The sequence below is a fragment of the Mycoavidus sp. HKI genome, from assembly GCF_020023735.2.
Classification (GTDB): domain Bacteria; phylum Pseudomonadota; class Gammaproteobacteria; order Burkholderiales; family Burkholderiaceae; genus Mycoavidus.
The window spans coordinates 1,194,106-1,215,983 of the sequence record NZ_CP076444.2 but is presented as its reverse complement, the minus strand read 5'-3'; the positions used below and the strand labels follow the sequence as shown (position 1 = coordinate 1,215,983).

The following is a 21,878-nucleotide window of genomic DNA, read 5'->3' as shown; positions in this document are numbered from 1 at the left end:
ATCACTTGGATTTCGTCCTTGAAGGTTGAAAATATATGCATCGCATCGTGATTGTGGGGGGCGGTGCCGGCGGGCTTGAGCTTGCAACCCGCCTAGGTAACCGTCTTGGCGCCCGCCAAACCGCTCAAATTGTCTTGGTTGACCGCAACCCGACCCATCTTTGGAAGCCGCTCCTGCATGAAGTTGCTGCCGGCAGCATGGATCCATTTATGCATCAGCTTGAGTACGCGGCCCAAGCACATTGGCATCACTTTAAATTTCAACTCGGTGCATTGAGCGGTCTTAATCGTGTAGCGAAGACCATTACGCTGGCCGCTGTGCATGACCTTGATGGCTCTGAATTATTGCCTTCTCGCGAGTTGGCGTATGACACCCTCGTGATAGCCATCGGCAGCACCACGAATTTTTTTGGGGTAGCAGGTGCTCAGCAATACGCGCAGGCGTTGGATACTGCAGCGCAAGCACAAGCGTGCCATCGTCGTTTACTGGCTGCATGCATGCGCGCTGATGCAAACCCAGGTAGTTCTGATGCACGGCCGCGGATCCAAATTGCGATTGTTGGCGGAGGGGCAACCGGCGTTGAACTATCGGCTCAATTGCGTCAAACCGCCCAAATATTAGCCACCTATGGTTTACACCCGCTGGACCCCAAGCATGATATCGGTATCGTGCTGATTGAAGCGGGGCCGCGCATCTTGCCGGCTTTGTCTGAACATGTCTCAAAAGCAACCGCTGCCTTGCTCACTAAACTCAATGTTGAAATCATGGTGAACGAGCAAGTGGCCAGTGTCTCGGATAAAGCACTGTACACGGCGAGCGGCAAAACCCTATCCGTAGATCTCACCGTATGGGCCGCGGGCATTAAAGCACCCGCCATACTCAGTCAACTGGATGGGCTGGCAACGAATCCACGGGGTCAGTTGAAGGTCCATGCCACGCTGCAAACTGAAACCGATCCTGACATTTTTGCCTTTGGCGACTGTGCCAGCTGTCCGTGGCCAGAGCAGAACACAACCATCCCCCCGCGCGCGCAAGCTGCACATCAGCAGGCCAATTTTTTGCGACGCGCATTAACGCGCCGGCTTAAAGGCGCGCCGCTGCCTAATTTCCGTTATCGTGATTTTGGCTCACTGGTTTCGCTAGGTCACTTTAGCGCGGTAGGTCATTTAATGGGCGGGGTGATGGGCGGCAGTCTATTTATTGAGGGACTGTTTGCTCGTTTTATGTATATGTCATTGTATCGGCTGCATATTGCCGCGTTACATGGTTTTATACGCATGGCAACGGATACGGTGGCGCATTGGTTACGCCGCTCAATTTCGCCGCGGGTGAAGTTGCATTAGAGGGGTGTTCGCTGAGCTAGTATGATCGTCGTACGGATTTCTTGGCATCGAGCGTGCGCCAAACACGTTCGCTGGCGGCCGAGCAATTACATAGAGGAAGTTTGGGGCTATCCCGTTTGCAACTTTCAATTTTTGACAAACAAATTGCTTGATTATCGCGGCCAGGAAGTGCTGTTACTGGAAATAGCCAATCCATTTGGCACTGTCGTAGCGGCTCATCTGGCTGGACTGGAAACCCGCTCTGCGCCGGAAGCTCGCTATGCTTCAAAGCTTACTTTGACCCGCAAGCTTTACGATAAAGGTTTAGATCGAGAAGCGATTAGTAATTTATACATTTTTATCGATGGGATCTTGACTTTACCAGAAAATTTAGAAATTCGTTATAATTTATCTATCAAGGAATTAGAGCAGGAGCGCAATATGCCATATGTAACTAGCATTGAACGTCTGGGCAGACAGGAAGGTTTGCAGGAGGGTCTGCAAGAAGGTTTACAGCGAGGACGCCGAGAAGAAGCGAGTGCCATCGTTCAGAATTTGAGAGCGATGGGAATGGACAATGCTTTCATTGAGAAGGGTACTGGGCTGAGTGAGAAAGAAATCACCACGATCCTTAAGCAAACGCGTTAAGGGGGCGATAGCTCATACTCTAACTGCATGTCCTTATACACAACTCAAAGCACCTGATTTTCGCGCGCCCAGCGGAGTCCGTGTACAAAGGTAGCAATCTGCTGCAGGCCCTGCCAGATACCGGGCTCCCCATTCCCCTTGCGGCCTAGGAAGCTGCCCAGCATCGCAACCAGTCGCACGACTTCATTGAGTGTGGGCGCTTCCGGGCACGCTTTTTTCCATGAGCACATACGCAGCTTGCCATTCTTCTCGCTCAAACAGCAGTTCAGCATCAGATCAGGGCAGATACGGCCAACCGCATCAGGCGGGCAATTCGCCATGCCACCACCATATAGACCGCCAGCGCGCGTTCGAGCTTTTCGATCGTGCCAACTGCAGCGCCTCGACGCGACAGCCGTTTTTGAGCACATGGAAGAAAGTCTCAATCTCCCAGCGTGCTCGGTACCAGTCAATAAACTCACTTGTCGTGCCTGCATTTGGGGTAGAAGTGATGCGCCGGGTGCTCCATCAAAACTGCGGCTCAGCAATGGCCGGATACTTGGCTTTCTTTGACCTAGCATTTGGAGCAGTCATACCTTTGGCAGGGCTTCTTGCGGATAAATTCGAGATTAGGGCTGTTTACATGTTGGGTTTTTTGTGCGCTTTTGCTGGTCTGATGATCACGATTAAAATGAGTCAGATGAGGGCCCCTGTTTTGGAGCCGATAAACTCTTGAAATGAGGTCTTTGACATCCTCACCGGCCTAAAGGGACGTCGAGCAAATCAGCATAGAAGATGCGGGACACCCGCTTAGTTCCAAATGATATAAAAGGTTAATCCATCGTCAATCGAATAAATCAAAAAATAATTGAAAAACTAAAGTAAAGTGTTGAAAACTTGAAGCTCCTTAATGCTGAGAAATGGCAGCGATGAAAAGGTATGAGTTGTTTAGCTGAGTGCTTGTTTGTTGGTCCATAACAATTAAGAGAGAACCGCATTATGCTAGATGTCGTCAATGGATTTGCCAATGGTTGGGTTGCAACACCTGTCATTAGCGCATTTGCGTGGCATGGAGTTTTCGAGGCGATGTCAACGCGACCGATGACGCTCAAGAAACTGGCGTCACGCTGTCGGGGCAACGTGGGACACTTACATGCAGCACTTCGGCTCTTATATGAATTAGGTTGGATAGAATGGCTTGAGCTGGACCAGTATGAGGCAACTAAAGGCGCCGCCCTTGTCCGGCAGTTGCCGAACGATTTGGCAGATTTGATACATTTGTCGATGACGCATGCGTTGGAGGCTGAGCAGCCCGCGCGCTTGCTGCTCTGGCTAGAGCGCTGTGGCACGGGCTGGGCTGGCGCTGATCCGGCCGTAGTCAACGTGTTGGACGGTGCTTTGTTGGCGCCCCTGCTGGCCAAGCTGGCGACGCTAGGCAATCACGTGCTCGAACAGGCTCAGCCAAACGAAATATCAATTGCTGCGTTACAAGCCATTCAGAGTTTGTTTGTTCAACGTGGCTGGGGACAAGTCGGGGCCGCTGGTTTTCGGTTGACACCAAGCGGTGGGGCCTTGTTGGCGAGTAGCGGGGCTTTGGGGGTGGTGGTGTCTTATGCGACGATGTTTGGTGGCATCGATGACTTACTATTTGGCAAGGCAGAAGGGGTATTCGACGCGGATGAACATGGGCATGAATCTCATATAGACCGCACTTTGAATGTCACGGCCAGCGGCGTGCAGCATCAAAGCCACTTTGCCGAGCTGGATACCCTCATTTTGCGTATCTTTGATCAATCCCCTCTGGCTAATCAACCGCGTTATGTGGCGGATATGGGATGCGGAGACGGGAGTTTATTGCGCCGGATCTACGAGCTTGTCAAAACACGATCGGCCAGGGGCCAGGCCCTGACAGAATATCCGCTTACCCTGATCGGAGCAGACTACAATGCGCTGGCGCTCGAAGCCACAGGAAAAACCTTGGCGGGTTTGCCGCATGTGCTGGTGCGGGCGGATATCGCAGACCCGCAGCAACTGATAGCCGATTTAGCTGCCGCAGGTATTACAGATCCAGAAAACATTCTGCATGTGCGTTCTTTCTTGGATCATGATCGCCCTTTTTTGCCTCTTGAGGATAAGAGCGCTGCTCGGCGCCAGGAGGAGGTGAAGGGTACGGGCGTGTATGTTGCGCGTGACGGTGGTGAGATTAAGGCAGCCCATGCCGTGCAGGGCTTGGTGGAGCATCTGCGCCGCTGGCGTAAAGCCATTTCCCGCTTTGGCTTGCTTGTATTGGAGGTCCATTGTTTGCCGCCAGTCACCGTCAAGCGCTTGGGAGATCTGACGGAAAGCGCTCATTTCGATGCCTATCATGCCTTCTCTGGCCAGCAACTGGTTGAAGCCCCGATTTTTTTAGCGGCCGCAGCAGAGGCGGGGCTTTTTCCGGAAGAGGGCATGTCACAGGCTATCCCTAAGCAGATGGACTTTACCCGTATTTCTCTACATCGTTTGGTACCCCAACCTTATACCGTCCGGCATCCGATCCGCTCTGATCTACGCCGGCTTAAGCAACTCGACCGGATCTGCCAGCCGAAAGCGCTTCATACGCCTATCGCGGAAATAAAGCGGCGGGTGTGCGATCTTGCCCAGGAGCAGTGGGTGTTGGAGTTCGGCGGACAGATTGTGGCGGCGCTATATACACAGCGCATCGAGTCTCTCGACGCTCTGCGCCGCGCTTGCTATAAGGATATGGCGCGCTTACATCGGTCAGAAGGCCGTTGTGTACAACTGTTAGGATTGTTTGTTGCGCCTGAGATGAAGGGGCGGGGGTTCAGTGATGCGCTGATCGGCTTGATCCTGGCCTATAGTGCCACGCTGGATGGGGTAGACGCTGTGGTGGGGGTCACGCGCTGCGCACACTTTATCCGGCGCCAACAAGCATGTAGCCTCGATGACTATATCCAGTCAAGCAACGAACAGGGCCAGTTGCTCGATCCGATGTTGCACTTTCACACTTCGCATGGAGCGGTCCTGCGTGAAGTGCTAAGGAGATTCCGGCCGGAGGATACAGATAATGAGGGGGCTGGAATTCTCATCGAATACCCGTTGCGTCCTAGAGGCGCTGCCGTTGCCAAGACCGAGGTCCAGCAAGCTGTCCCTGAGCGTGCCATGCAAGTCGCTGATCAGATCGAGCCAGTCGTATCTAGCACGGTGATGCAGGTACTGGGCAGTCAACGGGCTGCGTTTTATGGCGCCCAAGTACCGTTGATGGAAATGGGGCTGAGTTCGCTGGAATTGCTTGAATTACGAATGCTGTTAGGAGCCCGTCTGGGAGAATCGTTGCCCTCGACGTTCTTATTCAGCTATGGCACGCCCGCGGCGATTATGGGGTATTTTATGGCGCGGCCAAATGCCACCCCAGCATTGCAAACAACCGTAACTTCAACTACAGCCTCAAGCAGAACTGTGCTTGCTTCACAGGGCCACGGCCTACGGCCGGAATCCAGCCAGTCTGATGAAGCTATCGCGCTCATCGGTATGGCTTGCCGTCTGCCTGGTGGCGTCAATACGCCAGCCCAGCTGTGGGAAAAATTGCTGGCGGCGCATGATCTTGTTGGTCAGCTGCCCGCCAGCCGGCAAGCGCTGTGGTGGGGCCAAAACGACTTATGCCGTTGGCAGGGAGGCTTCCTGAGTGAAGTCGATCGCTTTGACGCGGGATTTTTCCGTATTTCTCCGCGCGAGGCGGAACTCTTGGATCCGCAGCAACGATGTTTGTTGGAGGTGGCTTGGGAAGCACTGGAATCCGCCGCAATTGCGCCGGCAATGCTACGTGGTACGCGTAGCGGGGTCTTCGTGGGGATGATGGCAGGTGACTACGAAGGGCTGATTGCACAGCATGGGAGCGAGGCTGATCTCAACGCGCACTTTGCCACTGGCAATGCGTGTTCGGTAGCTGCAGGTCGGCTGTCGTATTTTTTCGATTGGCAGGGTCCTGCACTCAGTATCGATACCGCCTGCAGTTCATCCCTAGTGGCGGTGCATACAGCATGTCGTAGTTTGTTGGGCGGGGAGTGCAACCTGGCTTTGGCCGCAGGCGTTAATTTGTTGCTTGATGAGAAGCGGTTCCTGGCGTATGAACAGGCAGGCATGCTCTCGCCTCATGGACGTTGCCGGACGTTCGATGCGTCGGCCGATGGGTATGTGCGAGGGGAAGGCTGCGCGGCGGTGATTCTGAAGCGATTGTCCGATGCGCAGGCCGACGGAGATCCGATTCTAGCGGTGCTTCGGGGCAGTGCGATCAATCAGGATGGCAGTAGCAGTGGCTTGACCGCGCCGAACCAGTTGGCACAGCAGGCAGTGATCGAAGAGGCGTTAGCCCAAGCGGGAGTCGCGCCGCACGAGATCGGCTACTTGGAGGCGCATGGTACTGGCACCAAGCTAGGAGATCCGATCGAGGTGATGGCCGCGGCTCAAGTGCTTGGAGTGGGACGGCCGGATGATCAGCCCCTTTTAGTTGGCTCGCTAAAGAGTTCAATTGGCCATTTAGAAGCGGCCGCCGGTATCGCAGGACTGATCAAGACTGTGCTGTCGATACAGCATGGGGTGATGCCGGTGCAGCTGCACTTTGAGACACCGAATCCTCATATTCCTTGGGCGCGCTTGCCGGTACGAGTGGTGACGCAAACCCAGGCTTGGCCGGCGGGGCGCAAACGTGCGGGGATTAGTTCATTTGGCTTTAGCGGTACCAATGCGCATGTCATCGTTGAAGAGCATGTTGCGCCGCAGAGAGTACCCACGGTATTGAGTGGCTCCGTAGTAGTGGTTCTATCGGCCAGGAATGAGGAGCGGTTGCGGGACCAGGTGCAGCAGTTGCTAGTATACCTAGAGTGCCAGGATGAGGTGAATTTGGCAGACTTGGCATACACACTTCAGGTGGGACGCGAGGCGCTGGGTGTGAGATTGGCACTAGTGGCGGCTACCGTAGAGAATCTGCAGGAGCGACTACCACGCTATGCGCGAGGCGAGGTGGATCAAGAGGACATGTATCACGGCAGAGTCAATCGTGAGCAAGACATCTTTCCAGTGTTGCGGGCTGATGAGGAGTTTCAGGAAACCCTAGGTAAGTGGATTGCCCGCGGCAAGGTGGGCAAGCTAGCGCAGTTGTGGGTGCAGGGGCTAGAGGTAGAGTGGGGGCAGTTATATGGTCAGACGAAGCCGCAGCGAATCAGTCTGCCGACCTATCCCTTCGCCAAGGAGCGATACTGGGTGTCGCAGAAAGGGATGCAAGGGCAAGGTGGGCTAGAGCGTCAACTGCATCCGTTAGTACACCGAAACACGTCAAATTTGAGTGAGCAGCGCTTTAGTACGACGCTCACGGGCGAGGAGTTCTTCCTGCGCGATCACGTGGTGCAAGGCGAGCGGGTGGTGCCGGGGGCGGCCCAACTGGAGTGGGCACGCGCGGCGGTGACGCTAGCCAGCGGTGGTGAGGTTGGCACGGCAGGGCTATCGGTTCTGTTGCAGGAAGTGACGTGGCTACGCCCGCTGGTAGTGGTGCAGCCGCAGGAAGTGCAGATTGGTCTTGAGATGCAGGAAGACGGCCGTATTCGCTTCGAGATTTACAGTGGCAGTGGGGATGAGGCGGTAGTGTACAACCAGGGTTGGGCCCAGTTGAGCAAGGTGGGTGAAACGCCACAGGTGGATCTGGCCGCGCTGCGAGGGCAATGTGAGCAGACGTTGACAGGCGAGGCGTGTTATGCGCGGTTTACGCAACTGGGGTTGGGTTACGGTCCGAGCTTCCAAGTTTTACACGAATTGCGGCTAGGCAATAACGTAGCGATGGGCGCCTTGCGCTTGACGGCAGAGGTGCCCGCCGGCTATGCGTGGTTACCGAATGTGCTAGACGGGGCACTGCAGACGAGTGTGGCGTTGACGCAAGACAAGACTGACGTGCCCCTGGCGCTGCCGTTCACAGTGGCGCAAGTGAGGCAATGGGGTGAGTTGCCAACGCTGGCGTGGGCGGTGGTGCGCCCGGGAGCGGGCGACAGCGCGGCAATCCGCAAGCTCGATGTCGACATCGTCGATGCCAGTGGGCGGGTAGCACTGCGCCTAAGCGGCTTCAGTACACGACTCTTGCATGAGGCAGTCGATTACGCCGAGGTAGCTGCTCAGACGGTGCCAACACCGCTTGCTTTGCCGGTACCCGTCTTGGTGGGCGAGTTGACGCTAGCGCCGGTGTGGGAAGGGGCAGTAGACGAGACAGAAGAAACGCATGAAGCCTGGCCGCTTCCTCAGCAGCAAGTGATGTTGGTGGGCGCCCCAGAACCTGCGCAGTCAGCCTGGCTGGAGCGTTACCCACAGGCGAAAAGGATTTTGTTGACAGGTACGGAGAGTATGGAAGCGTTGATCGAACGCTTCCATAGTGATTCGCCTTTGGATCATCTGGTGTGGTGGGTGCCACCCGCCAATGCGGTGGCAACGCAACTAGGATTCAAGTTGCACAAAGCGCTGCTGGCGCTGGGTTACGGCTCACGGTCGCTGGGCCTGACGGTGGTGACGCAGCAAGCGCAAGCAGTGTGGCCGAGGGAGGCAGTCGATGCCACCGCCGCTGGCGTACACGGCTTGATGGGCTCACTGTCCAAGGAGTATGCGCACTGGCGGGTGCGGCTGCTCGATGTGCCGGCGCACGAGGATGTACCCTTAGCGTGGCTGCTAAAGCAACCAGCCGATGGCCGGGGCGATGCGCGGGCGTATCGGCATGGTCAGGGGTACCGGCAACGGCTCGTGCCGTGCACGCTGCCTGCGGCCATGGGGTCAGCCTACCGCACGGGTGGGGTGTACGTAATCCTCGGCGGAGCGGGCGGTTTGGGGATGGCCTTAAGCGAGTATCTGATCCAACATTACCAGGCCCAAGTGGTTTGGCTAGGCCGGCGTGCCGAAGACGCAACCATCACGCAACAGTGCGCGCGGCTTGGAGCATTGGGTCCAATGCCGCTCTACCTGCAAGCGGATGCGACCGACCAGAATGCACTGGCGCTGGCGCATGCAATGATCCGGGAGCGTTTCGGTGCGATCCACGGGGTGGTGCATGCAGCGATTGTGCTAGCTGACCGCAGTTTGGCGCAGATGGATGAAGCGACCTTCGAGGCGGCATGGTCGGCCAAGGTGGCCACCACGGAACATCTGACTGAGGTGTTCGGCCAGGAGAAGCTGGATTGGCTGGTATTCTTTTCATCGATCCAGAGCTTCATGAAGCCGCCAGGGCAGAGCAACTATGCGGCGGGGTGCTGCTTTGCGGATGCGTTTGCGCAAGGGATGGGCGCTCGGTCCTACCCGGTGAAGGTAATGCACTGGGGCTATTGGGGCAGTGTGGGGATAGTGGCCTCAGCGCCCTACCGCGAGCGGATGGCGCAGATGGGTATGGGTTCGATTGAGTCGCCCGAGGCGATGGCTACACTGGAGCAGTTGCTGGCCGGGCCGGTGGATCAACTGGTGTTTGTGAAGACGACACAGACTGCGGTGGCCGATGTATTGGGAATTGAGGCGCACGAGACGGTGACAGCGCTGCCCGTTGCGCCAGCTGTGGCGCTGCCGCAGGTGGAGGCGGCGCTGCCCGAGGGGGCGGCACAGGATATCACGGATCTCGAAGTGCAGCTCGCACCGTTGCTGCGGGTGCAGTTGGCTGCCCTGGGGTGGCTTACAGCGGATACGCTCCCACCCGCATCATATACGCGTTGGCACGCCCACAGTCTGCGCTGGCTGGAGGCGCGCGGGCTGCTCGCACAGACACCAGGCGATCCCGCCGAATGTTGGGCGCAATGGGAAGTGTATTGCGCCACCGCTCAAGACAAGCCGACGCTGCGGGCCCAGGTCCAATTGGTGGATGTCACGCTGCGGGCTTTGCCCGCCGTGCTGCGCGGCGAGATTGCGGCGACCGAGGTGCTGTTCCCGCAAGGGCGGTTAGATCGGATGGAAGGCGTGTACCGCAATCATCCAGTAGCGGACTACTTCAATGCGGTGCTTACCGAGCGACTTATCGCGTATGTGCAAGCGCGCTTGCAAGCCGATCCGCAGGCCAAGCTACGCATACTCGAGATTGGTGCGGGCACCGGCGGCACCAGTACGATGATGTTTGCACAACTGGCGCCGTATGCGTCGCAGATCGAGCAGTATTGTTATACGGATGTGTCGGCGGCATTTCTGCTGCATGCGCAGCAGCACTACGCACCGCAGGTGCCGTATCTGCATACGCAGAAACTCGACATCGAGCGTGCACCGAAGGAGCAGGACTTCGCGTTGGGTTACTACGACGTCATAGTGGCAGCCAATGTTCTACATGCTACACATGATATTCGCCGTACGGTGCGCCATGCCAAGACACTCCTCAAGGGCAACGGTTTGTTGTTGCTCAATGAACTGACAGACATGGGTCTGTTTGCACACTTGACGTTTGGGTTGCTGGACGGCTGGTGGTTAGCCGAGGATAGTGCGTTACGGATCGCGGGTACACCTGGGCTGACTTCGCCGATGTGGCAGCAGGTGCTGGCAGCGGAGGGCTTTGAGACCATCACCTTCCCTGCTGAGGCGGCGCACGGGCTAGGCCAGCAGATCGTGGCGGCTTTCAGCAATGGCGTAGTGCGGCAGCCACACCAAGTCGAAGCGCTAATCAGTCCGATGCGTTCCGCTGTACGGCCTGTTCAGGCCACGGTCCGCGCACCAGGCGCGAGCGAGCGGCACTTGCCGGTTACCGCAACGGTTCTGAACGCTAGCCTGAGCACGGCGGGTGAGTTGTCGTCGCGGCTAGAGTCTGCGTTGAGTGAGGTGATTTCGGCACAACTAAAGATTGCGCGAGAAGAACTGGAGCGAAATACGCCGCTCAGCGAATTTGGTTTTGACTCGATCACGCTGACAGGTTTTAGCCACGCGTTGAACCAGAAGTACGGTTTGACTTTGAGTCCAACGATATTTTTCGAGTACTCGACGATTGCAACGCTAGCCGCTTATCTAGCGCGGGAACACCAAGCGATGCTAGCGCCCGCGTTTGTGGTGTCGGAGCAGATCTGTCCAGATATCGGTGCCGTTCTTCCACTCTCTTCCCCTATTCTTCGGCGCCGGCGGGAAAGGGGTACAGCGATAATGCAGGGGGATGATGCGAGTAAGCGCGATGTGATTAAGAACGAGCCGATCGCAGTCATCGGCATGAGTGGATGTTTCCCGCAAGCTGAGGATCTCGACGCTTTGTGGGCAAATTTGCTAGCAGAGCGCGATAGCATCGGGGCATTGCCGGCGAACCGCTGGGAGCGCGGGTTGGCGCCGGCGATTCGCCATGCCGGGGTGATCGAAAATATAGACGAATTTGATCCCCTCTTTTTTGGCATCTCGCCCCGTGAAGCGCAAGGGATGGATCCGCAGCAGCGGCTGCTGATGTTGTATGTGTACCGGGTGATCGAGGATGCAGGGTACTCGGTGCAGAGTCTGTCGGGTAGCGCCACGGCGTTGCTGGTAGGGACCTCCGCCGGTAACGGTTATGGGCAGTTGCTGACGCAAGCGGGCGAGAAGGTGGCAGGGTACAGCGCGGCGGGACTGGCGGGGTCGATGGGACCGAACCGGATGAGCTACTGGCTAAATTGGCATGGGCCGAGTGAACCAATCGACACGGCGTGTTCGAGTTCGCTGGTCGCGGTGCACCGGGCGCTGGAGTTGCTGCGTAGCGGGCAGTGCGCGCAGGCGGTGGTGGGCGGGGTCAACACGCTGCTGTCGATGGAGATGCACGAGAGTTTTATCCAGGCTGGCATGTTGAGCGCGGATGGACGCTGTAAGACTTTTTCAGCACAGGCGGATGGCTATGTGCGCGGGGAAGGCGTAGGTATGGTGTTCCTCAAACCGCTGTCGGCGGCTGAGCGAGATGGTGATCATATTTACGGCTTGATTAAAGGTAGTGCGACCAATCATGGCGGGCGTGCTCATTCGCTAACGGCGCCGAACCCGCGAGCGCAAGCTGATCTGATCAAGGCTGCGCTGCAACAAGCGGGCGTGGAGCCGGGCACGGTAAGCTACATCGAGGCGCACGGCACAGGCACCGAATTAGGCGATCCGATCGAGATACAGGGACTCAAGAGCGCGTTCGCAGAACTGGCCTCAGAACTGCCGGCGCAGAGTTGCGGCTTGGGGACAGTGAAGAGCAATATCGGGCACTTAGAATTGGCCGCGGGTGTGGTAGGCCTGATCAAGGTGCTATTACAACTGCAGCACCAGACCTTGGTTAAAAGCTTGCATTGCGAAGAACTGAATCCGCTGCTGGCTTTGAACGATAGTCCATTCTATGTGGTGCAGAAAACGGGCGCGTGGGAAGCATTAAGAGATCAGCAAGGGCAGGTATTGCCACGCCGAGCTGGGGTGAGTTCGTTTGGTTTTGGTGGCGTCAATGCGCATGTCATCGTTGAGGAATACATTGGGCCACAGAGGGCGCCGACGGTATCAAATGGGCCCGTAGTAGTGGTGCTATCGGCCAGGAGCGAGGCGCAGTTGCGGGATCAGGTGCAGCAGTTGCTGGCGTATCTGGAGCGCCGGGCTGAGGTGAACCTGGCTGACCTGGCCTATACGTTACAGGTGGGGCGTGAGGTGCTAGGAGTGCGCTTGGCGCTGATAGTGACTGCGATTGAGCCTCTGCAGGAGCAGTTATTGCGCTACATGCAGGGCGAGGGCGAATTGGAGGGCATGTATTACGGCAAGGTTAAACGTGAACAAGATACCTTGTCGGTGTTTCGGGCCGATGAAGAATTGCAGGAAGCGATCGGTAAATGGGTTGTCCGCGGCAAGGTAGGCAAGCTGGCTCAGTTGTGGGTGCAGGGCTTAGAGGTAGAGTGGGGGCAGTTATACGGTCAAACGAAGCCGCAGCGGGTCAGTCTACCGACCTATCCGTTTGCCAAGGAACGGTATTGGGTGCCGCAAACGGTGGTGCAAGGTGGAGCAGAACGTCAACTGCATCCACTGGTACATCGGAATACGTCATCTTTACGCCAGCAGCGCTTTAGCACTACGCTCACCGGTGAGGAATTCTTCCTGCGCGATCATGTGGTGCAAGGTAAGCGGGTGGTGCCCGGCGCCGCCCAACTAGAGTGGGCACGCGCGGCGGTGGCGTTGGCCAGCGAGGACGATGGGGGTATAGAGGGATTATCAGTTTTGCTGCAGGACGTGACGTGGTTACGCCCACTGGCGATAGTCCAGCCGCAGGACATCTATATCGGTCTAGAGACGCAGGAAGATGGCCGTATTGGTTTTGAGATCTACAGCGGCAGTGGGGACGAGACGGTAGTGTACAGCCAGGGTTGGGCTCAACTAGCCGAGGTGGGTGAAGCGCCTAGGGTGGATCTGGAGGGGCTGCGAGGCCAATGTGAGCAGACGTTGGAGGCTGAGGCGTGTTATGCGCGGTTTGCGCAACTGGGGTTAAGTTACGGGCCGAGCTTTCAGATGCTAAACGAATTGCAGGTAGGCGATCATCTTGCAGTGGGCGCCTTGCGCTTGGCTGCAGAAGTGCCAGTCGGCTATACGTGGGCGCCAAATGTGCTAGACGGAGCACTGCAAGCAAGTGGGGGGTTGGCGTTAGGCCCGGCCGGTGCGACTCTGGCGCTGCCATTCACGGTGGCGCAAGTGAGGCAATGGGGCGAAATGCCAGTGCCGGCGTGGGCGGTAGTGCGCCCGAGTGTGGGCGACAGTGCAGCAATCCGTAAGCTTGATGTCGACATCGTCGATACCGGTGGGCGGGTGGCATTGCGCCTAAGTGGTTTCAGTACACGGCTCATGCGAGAGGCCGCCGAGCAAGCGACAGCTGTACCTCAGGTTGCCCTATTGACGCCGCAATGGACGGTGCAAGCCACGGCACAACCCGTGGCATTACCGGCGTATGGGGCGCACAGAATTCTATTTTGCGAGGTGGGCGAGGATGATTCAAAGACAGTAACCGAACTCGCCACCGCAGTGCCTGCAGCGCAGAGTGTGCGATTGACGACAACGGGCACGCTAGCGCAGCGCTATACGACCTATGCAGTGCAATTGCTGGAATGGATCCAAAAAGAGATCGCCGCCCATCCGGGCCAGACGCTGTTGCTACAACTGGTCGTGCCTAGCGAAGGCGAAGGGGCGGTGCTGCAAGGTCTGGGTGGCTTATTGCGTAGTGCGCAGCAGGAATATCCGCTGTTGGCGTGCCAGGTGGTGGCGGTAGAGGCGAAGGTATCGGTGCCAGTATTGGTACAACGATTGCGCGCTGAAGCGGTGTCGCCAACGCCGGTGGTGCGCTATGTAGAAGGGCAACGAGAGGTTTGGGGCTTGGCGTCATGGGAAGTTGAACAGACGGCGCTGCCATGGCATGACGAAGGCGTCTATCTGATTACTGGCGGTTTGGGTGGACTGGGGCAAGTGTTTGCGCGGGCCATAGCGCAGCAGGTACGCCATCCGGTACTGGTGCTGACCGGGCGCCGTGCGTTGCCGCCGTCGCAGGAGCGTGTGCTGGAGGAATTACAGACGATGGGCGCGCGGGTTGCGTACCGAGCAGTGGACGTGAGCAATGCCGTGGCAGTGGCAACCTTAGTAGCGGAAATGGTGGCGCAGTACGGGCAATTAAACGGCGTAATCCATAGCGCTGGGGTGCTGCACGACGGCTTGCTGGCGCAGAAGACCGGCGAGACCGTGCGGCAGGTGCTAGCGCCGAAGGTGGCGGGCTTGGTGGCCTTGGATGAGGCGACGCGAGAGATGGCGCTAGATTGGCTGGTGTTGTGCTCGTCGGTGGCTAGCGTGTTGGGCAATATTGGGCAGGTGGATTATGCAGCGGGTAATGGCTTCCTAGACAGCTATGCGCAGTATCGGGTGGGTTTAGTGGCAAAGGGACAACGCCAAGGCCGCACCGTTTCGGTGAGTTGGCCGTTGTGGGCCGAAGGGGGCATGCAGATAGATGCGGCCGCCCAAGAGCAGTTGCGACGAGACACTGGGCTGGAGGCAATGCCGAGTGCTACGGGCGTAACGGCACTGTGTCAGGCGCTGGGGCAGCCCGTAGCGCACGTGGTCGTGGGGTATGGCGCAGTGGCTCCTGTGCTACAACGCTTGCGGGCTGCTTGCGAAACGCCGATGCGGCTGGCATTGACAGCAATTTTGGACGCTGATGACCCAGCGATAGTGGTCGAGTTGCAGTCGCAAATAGAGTATGCGTTGACGGGGTTGATCTCAGCGCAACTGAAGATTGCGCGTGAGGAGCTGGAGCGAGATGCGCCGCTCAGCGAATTTGGTTTTGACTCGGTCATGCTGACAGGGTTGGGCAACGCCTTGAACCAGAAGTACAGTTTGCTTCTAAGTCCAACGATATTCTTCGAGTACTCGACAATTGCAGCACTGGCTGGATATCTGGCGCGGGAATACCAAGCGGAGCTAGCGCCCAAGTTTACGGCAACGGTGACGGCGCCGACCTGTCTGCAGAGCAGCACAGTGTCTTCGCCGTTCGCTCCCGCCCGCCAGCGTCGGCGGGAACGCGTTGCTGCGGCAACGCTGAGGGGCGATGTGAGTAGGCACAATACGGTCAAGGGCGAGCCGATCGCGGTGATCGGCATGAGCGGATGTTTCCCGCAAGCAGAGGATATTGATGCCTTGTGGGCAAACCTGCTAGCGGAGCGGGACAGCATCGGGGCATTGCCGGCGAGCCGCTGGGAGCGTGGGTTGGCGCCGGCGATTCGCCATGCCGGGGTGATCGAAAATATAGACGAATTTGATCCCCTCTTTTTTGGCATCTCGCCCCGTGAAGCGCAAGGGATGGATCCGCAGCAGCGGCTGCTGATGTTGTATGTGTACCGAGTGATCGAAGATGCAGGGTACTCGGTGCAGAGTCTGTCGGGTAGCGCCACGGCGTTGCTGGTAGGGACCTCCGCCGGTAACGGTTATGGGCAGTTGCTGACGCAAGCGGGCGAGAAGGTGGCAGGGTACAGCGCGGCGGGACTGGCGGGGTCGATGGGACCGAACCGGATGAGCTATTGGCTCAATTGGCATGGGCCGAGTGAACCGATCGATACGGCGTGTTCGAGTTCGCTGGTCGCGGTGCACCGGGCGCTGGAGTTGCTGCGTAGCGGGCAGTGCGCGCAGGCGGTGGTGGGCGGGGTCAATACGCTGCTGTCGATGGAAATGCACGAGAGTTTTATCCAGGCGGGCATGTTGAGCGCGGATGGACGCTGTAAGACTTTTTCAGCACGGGCGGATGGCTATGTGCGTGGGGAAGGCGTAGGTATGGTGTTCCTCAAACCGCTGTCGGCGGCTGAGCGAGATGGTGATCATATTTACGGCTTGATTAAAGGTAGTGCGACCAATCATGGCGGGCGTGCTCATTCGCTAACGGCGCCGAACCCGCGAGCGCAAGCTGATCTGATCAAGGCTGCGCTGCAACAAGCGGGCGTGGAGCCGGGCACGGTAAGCTACATCGAGGCGCACGGCACAGGCACCGAATTAGGCGATCCGATCGAGGTGCAGGGACTCAAGAGCGCGTTCGCAGAACTAGCCTCAGAACTGCCGGCGCAGAGTTGCGGCTTGGGGACAGTGAAGAGCAATATCGGGCACTTAGAATTGGCCGCGGGTGTGGTAGGCCTGATCAAGGTGCTACTACAACTGCAGCACCAGACCTTGGTTAAAAGCTTGCATTGCGAAGAACTGAATCCGCTGCTTGCTTTGAGCGGTAGTCCATTCTATGTGGTGCAGAAAACGGGCGCGTGGGAAGCATTAAGAGATCAGCAAGGGCAGGTATTGCCACGCCGAGCTGGGGTGAGTTCGTTTGGTTTTGGTGGCGTCAATGCGCATGTCATCGTTGAGGAATACATTGGGCCACAGAGGGCGCCGACGGTATCAAATGGGCCCGTAGTAGTGGTGCTATCGGCCAGGAGCGAGGCGCAGTTGCGGGATCAGGTGCAGCAGTTGCTGGCGTATCTGGAGCGCCCGGCTGAAGTGAATCTGACCGACCTAGCGTATACGTTACAGGTGGGACGCGAGGCGCTGGGGGTCAGGTTGGCACTGGTAACGAGGTCCATCAGTGCGCTGAAGGAACAGCTATTACGCTACGTGCGCGGTGAGGCGGCTGGCGAATACCTCTACCAAGGCGAGCCTAAGCGCAGCCGGGAGGCGTTGGCGCTATTCCGAGACGACGAAGGAATGCAAAAAGCGATTGAAATTTGGGTCGCCAAGGGCCAGGTGGGCAAGCTAGCACAGTTGTGGGTGCAGGGACTTGAGGTGGCTTGGAGACAATTATATGGTGCAGCGAGGCCAAAGCGGATCAGCCTGCCAACCTATCCTTTTGCCAAGGAGCGGTACTGGGTGCCGGCGTCACTGCAAGGTGGGCTAGAACGCCGGCTGCATCCGCTGGTCCACCGGAACACATCGTCTTTGAGTAAGCAGCGCTTTACTACCACGCTCACGGGCGAGGAGTTTTTTCTGCGCGATCACGTGGTGCAAGGTGAGCGGGTGGTGCCCGGCGCCGCTCAACTAGAGTGGGCACGCGCGGCGGTGGCGTTGGCCAGCGAGGACGAGGGGGGTATAGAGGGATTATCAGTTTTGCTGCAGGAAGTGATGTGGTTACGCCCACTGGTGATAGCTCGGCCGCAGGACATCTATATCGGTCTAGAGACGCAGGAAGATGGCCGGATTGGCTTTGAGATCTACAGCGGCAGTGGGGACGAGACGGTAGTGTACAGCCAGGGTTGGGCTCAACTAGCCGAGGCGGACGAAGCGCCGCAGATGGATCTGGCGGCGCTACGGGGGCAATGTGAGCAAAGGTTGACGAGCGAGGCATGTTATGCCCGATTTGCGCAACTGGGGTTGAGTTACGGTCTGAGCTTCCAGGTTCTGCACGAATTGTGGATAGGGGATGATCTAGCGGTGGGCGCATTGAGGTTGTCGGGCGAGGGGCCGGTAGGATATGCGTGGGCGCCGAATGTGTTAGACGGGGCGCTGCAGGCAAGCGTGGGGATGACGCAAGGCATGACCGATGTGACCTTGGCGTTACCGTTTGCGGTGGCACAGGTGAGGCAATGGGGTGAATTGCCAATGCCGGCATGGGCGGTGGTGCGCCCAGGAGCAGGTGACAGCGCGGCAATCCGCAAGTTTGACGTTGACATCGTCGATGCGAATGGACAGGTGGCGCTACGCTTGAGTGGTTTTAGTACACGGACTGTGCATGATGAGGCCGCTGAGCAGGTGGCTGCGCCTCAGACCGTCCTGCTGGCGCCGCAATGGACGGCGCAACAAGCTATGGCACAACCAGCGGCAGTATCGGCGTATGCGGGGCATGGGATCTTGTTATGCGAGATGAACGAAGCTGATGCAAAGACAGTCACTGAACTCGCCACCACAGTGCCTGCAGCGCAGTGTGTGCGATTGACAGCAACGGGCCTGCTGGCGCAGCGCTATACGGTCTATGCGGTGCAATTGCTGGAATGGACACAGCAAAAGGTCGCAACTCATCCGGGCAAGGCGCTATTGCTACAATTGGTCGTACCCAGCGAAGGCGAAGGCGCGGTATTGCAGGGGCTGGGCGGCTTGCTGCGTAGCGCGCAGCAAGAATACCCGTTGTTGGTGTGCCAGGTGGTGGCGGTGGAAGCGGGACTATCGATGCCGGTATTGGTGCAACGGCTGCGGGCCGAGGCGGTATCCCCTGCGCCGATGGTGCGCTATGTACAAGGACAACGAGAGATCTGGGGCTTTGCGCCATGTGAAAGCAAAGAGATGACGCTGCCATGGCGTGACGAGGGCGTCTATTTGATTACCGGAGGTTTGGGCGGACTGGGGCAAGTGTTCGCCCGGGCCATAGTGCAGCAAGTACGCCATCCGGTGCTGGTGCTCGCTGGGCGCAGCGCGTTGAGGCCAGCGCAGGAGCGTGAGTTGCAGGAGTTGCAGACGAGAGGCGCGCGTGTCGCATACCGGGTAGTGGACGTGACCGATACCGTGGCAGTGGCAACCTTAGTAGCGGAAATGGTGGCGCAGTACGGGCAACTGAATGGTGTGATCCATAGCGCTGGGGTGTTGCACGACGGCTTGCTGGCGCAGAAGACCGGCGAGACCTTGCGACAGGTGCTAGCGCCGAAGGTGGCGGGCCTGGTAGCATTGGATGAAGCGACACGAGACGTAGCGCTGGATTGGCTGGTGCTGTGCTCGTCAGTGGCTGGTGTATGGGGTAATGTGGGGCAGACGGATTATGCTGCGGCTAACGGCTTTCTGGACAGCTATGCGCAGTACCGGTCGAGCTTAGTGGTGCAAGGGCAACGCCGAGGTCGCACCGTATCGGTGAGTTGGCCATTGTGGGCCGAAGGGGGCATGCAGATAGATGCGGCTGGCCAAGAGCGGCTGCGACGAGACACCGGGCTGGAGGTGATACCGAGTGCCGTGGGCGTAATGGCACTGTACCAGGCACTAGGCCAGCCCGCACCGCACGTAGTCGTGGGATATGGCGCAGTAGCTCGTGTGCTGCAATGCATGCGGGCTGCTTGCGAAACACCGATGTTGCCGGCAACGACAGTGGCTCTGGATGCAGGTGGCCCAGCGGCAGTCGGCGAGTTGCCGTCGCAAATAGAGCATGCGTTAACGGGGATGCTCTCAACGCAACTAAAGATTGCGCGGCAGGAACTGGAGCGAGATGTACTGCTCAGCGAATTTGGTTTTGACTCGATCGCGCAGATAGCATTCAGCAACGCCTTGCACCAGAAATACAGCTTGGCCCTGAGTCCAGCGATATTCTTCGAGTATCCTACGATTGCAGCGCTGGCGGACTATCTGGCAAGGGAACACCAAGCGGTGCTTGCGCCCGTGTTTGCGGTGACGACGACCATACGTCCGGATGGCCGCACTGTTTCTCAGCCGCTCACGCCGCTCCCTCGGCGCATTGCAGCGACAAGTGGGTAGAAGATACACACCTTCGATAATGACCTATAGAAAAGCAACCACGTTATATCGCAGAGATAACATGTGGAGACGGAACTGGAATATGACATGAAAACCATTTTGATTACAGGTGCCACGGGCTTTGTTGGCAGTGCTCTGGCGGCAAATTTACTGACAAGGTCTGTGCAAGTTATTGCATTAGTGCGAAATGACCCTAATGGTGAGCGTACACGCACAGCGATACGCGCTGCTGCAGAGGGTTTCGGCCTTGATTTTGCTGAATCTCTAATCGAACGCAATGTGCGTGTGGTTGAAAGCGATGAGCACAATCCATGCCTTAACCTAACGCCAGATTATTTGGCCGAAATTAGCGAGGTTTGGCATGTCGCAGCAGAAATGAGTTTTTCCATAGATAGGTTAGTGGAATCGCTAAGAACGAATGCAAGTACGACAATCGCTCTGTATCAGTGCATAGCTAAATTTGCCACGAAATGTAAGCGCTTTTACTATGTGTCTACAGCATATGTAGCAGGAATCTCGGGTGGCAAAGCCTTGGAGACCCTTAACTTTGCTAGCGACTGTATTAATCCTTATCAACTCAGCAAGCGGTGCGCAGAACAGTCTTTAGCATTGTTATCTGCTAATGGTGTTTTACCAGTAACGATTTTTCGCCCGACAGTGATTGTTGGCCATGAAAAGACTGGATGGGTTAAGAGTGATTTTGGCTTCTATATGTTTGTCAAAGTTATAAAGACTCTACAGGAGGCTGGTGTGCAAACGATCAGGCTCCCATTGAATTATTCAGCGCGGCTCGATTTTATCCCAGTGAACAGGCTGGTTGATCAGGCGATCGCGTTATCGGAGCGGCAAGGCGTATCGCGTATGTTCGAGATCTTCCATTGTTCCAATGGGCTAGGGAAAAGTACCGCTGAGATCGTTTCCTTTATAGGTCGTTTTTTCGGTGTCATGGTTTCTTATGGCTCACCAGAAACCATCTTGGAACAGCAAGTGGCCAAGGCCTTTGAAAATATAGCCCCCCATTTAGAAATAGAGTGGCAGTTTGACCGCTCATGCTTGGACCAGGCGCTAGATCACGCATATGAGTGTTCCCCAGTGGGAGACTTGATCATGGAGCGACTTTTGAATGGGTATTGAAATCAATGTATTGGCTAGGACAGAAATTACCCAGTCGCAACGGGTCGCTTAGGATCAGCACACCACTCACTCCACGAACCCGCGTAAAGCGCGGCCCCATGCAAACCGGCAATTTCCATGGCTAACGCATTTAAGCATGCAGAAACGCCTGATCCGCATTGTAAGATAACCCGTTGTGCTGGCTTTTCATCCAGCAGTGAATTGAATTCGTCGCGTAAAACGTGCGCTGGTTTAAAGTGGCCATCTGCCGTCAGATTATCTCTATAAAATCGATTGATGGCCCCTGGAATATGCCCGCCAACGGCATCAAGCGTTTCATTCTGACCGCGGTAACGATCGGCGGAACGCGCATCGATGAGGGTATATTTATGCGTACTCAGATTACGCATCACGGTGGTGACATCGGTAGTGACTGCAAGCGGTGCCGTAGGTTCAAAGTCACCTGATCGTGCTATGGGCCGTGTACTAGAAAGAGGCAGATTGGCTTTTTGCCATGCTTGCAAACCGCCATCAAGCACAGCAACGGCTTCATGGCCCAGCCAACGTAATAGCCACCATAAGCGTGCTGCAAAGATCCCGCCCTGCGCATCATAAGCAATCACTTGATGGTTATGGTGTAGGCCGCAAGCGGCTAGCTGTTGGGCAAGCGTTGCGCGTTCGGGCAGTGGGTGACGGCCATTTTGCCCTGTGCAAGGTCCAGACAGCACGTTGGCAAGATGTACATAGTGCGCGCCGGGCAGATGATGAGCCTGATAAGCAAGCTTGCCGGCATTTTCGTCGGTCAGATCGAAACGACAATCAAAAAGAGTCATGGTTTCGGATCCGCTGGCGATCAATGCGGCAAGATTGGCGGCACTGATTAACGTTGTATAGCGATGAATAGACATA

Annotated in this window: 7 protein-coding genes; 4 read left to right on the top strand and 3 right to left on the bottom strand. The window is 57.1% G+C overall.

Features of this window, described 5'->3' with window-relative positions; genetic code table 11:
• Nucleotides 1–35 precede the first annotated feature (35 nt).
• Together KMZ15_RS04750 and KMZ15_RS04745 are read left to right on the top strand one after the other, a co-directional pair.
• Entirely contained in the window at nt 36–1,343 is a 1,308-nt protein-coding gene (locus tag KMZ15_RS04750; RefSeq protein WP_223691128.1) for an NAD(P)/FAD-dependent oxidoreductase, read from the top strand.
• Nucleotides 1,344–1,475: 132 nt separating this feature from the next.
• Nucleotides 1,476–1,970: a hypothetical protein gene (locus KMZ15_RS04745; RefSeq protein ID WP_258134733.1), complete on the top strand. Its 495-nt coding sequence runs from the start codon at nt 1,476–1,478 to the stop codon at nt 1,968–1,970.
• A 44-nt stretch (nt 1,971–2,014) separates the two neighbouring features.
• Here the strand turns inward: KMZ15_RS04745 and KMZ15_RS08995 are convergent, their stop codons facing one another.
• A complete protein-coding gene (locus KMZ15_RS08995; RefSeq protein ID WP_368859505.1) occupies nt 2,015–2,242 on the bottom strand; it encodes an IS4 family transposase in 228 nt (75 codons plus the stop codon).
• 28 nt (nt 2,243–2,270) lie between these two features.
• A complete protein-coding gene (locus KMZ15_RS08990; RefSeq protein ID WP_368859504.1) occupies nt 2,271–2,423 on the bottom strand; it encodes a transposase in 153 nt (50 codons plus the stop codon).
• 525 nt (nt 2,424–2,948) lie between these two features.
• On the opposite strand from KMZ15_RS08990, the gene KMZ15_RS04735 reads away from it, so the two are divergent.
• Nucleotides 2,949–19,856, top strand: a complete 16,908-nt coding sequence (locus KMZ15_RS04735; RefSeq protein ID WP_223691122.1) for an SDR family NAD(P)-dependent oxidoreductase — start codon at nt 2,949–2,951, stop codon at nt 19,854–19,856.
• Nucleotides 19,857–19,943: 87 nt separating this feature from the next.
• Nucleotides 19,944–20,990, top strand: a complete 1,047-nt coding sequence (locus KMZ15_RS04730; protein WP_223691120.1) for an SDR family oxidoreductase — start codon at nt 19,944–19,946, stop codon at nt 20,988–20,990.
• 26 nt (nt 20,991–21,016) lie between these two features.
• Here KMZ15_RS04730 and KMZ15_RS04725 read toward each other — a convergent pair whose 3' ends face one another.
• Entirely contained in the window at nt 21,017–21,877 is an 861-nt protein-coding gene (locus KMZ15_RS04725; protein WP_223691118.1) for a sulfurtransferase, read from the bottom strand.
• Between the last annotated feature and the right edge of the window lies 1 nt (nt 21,878).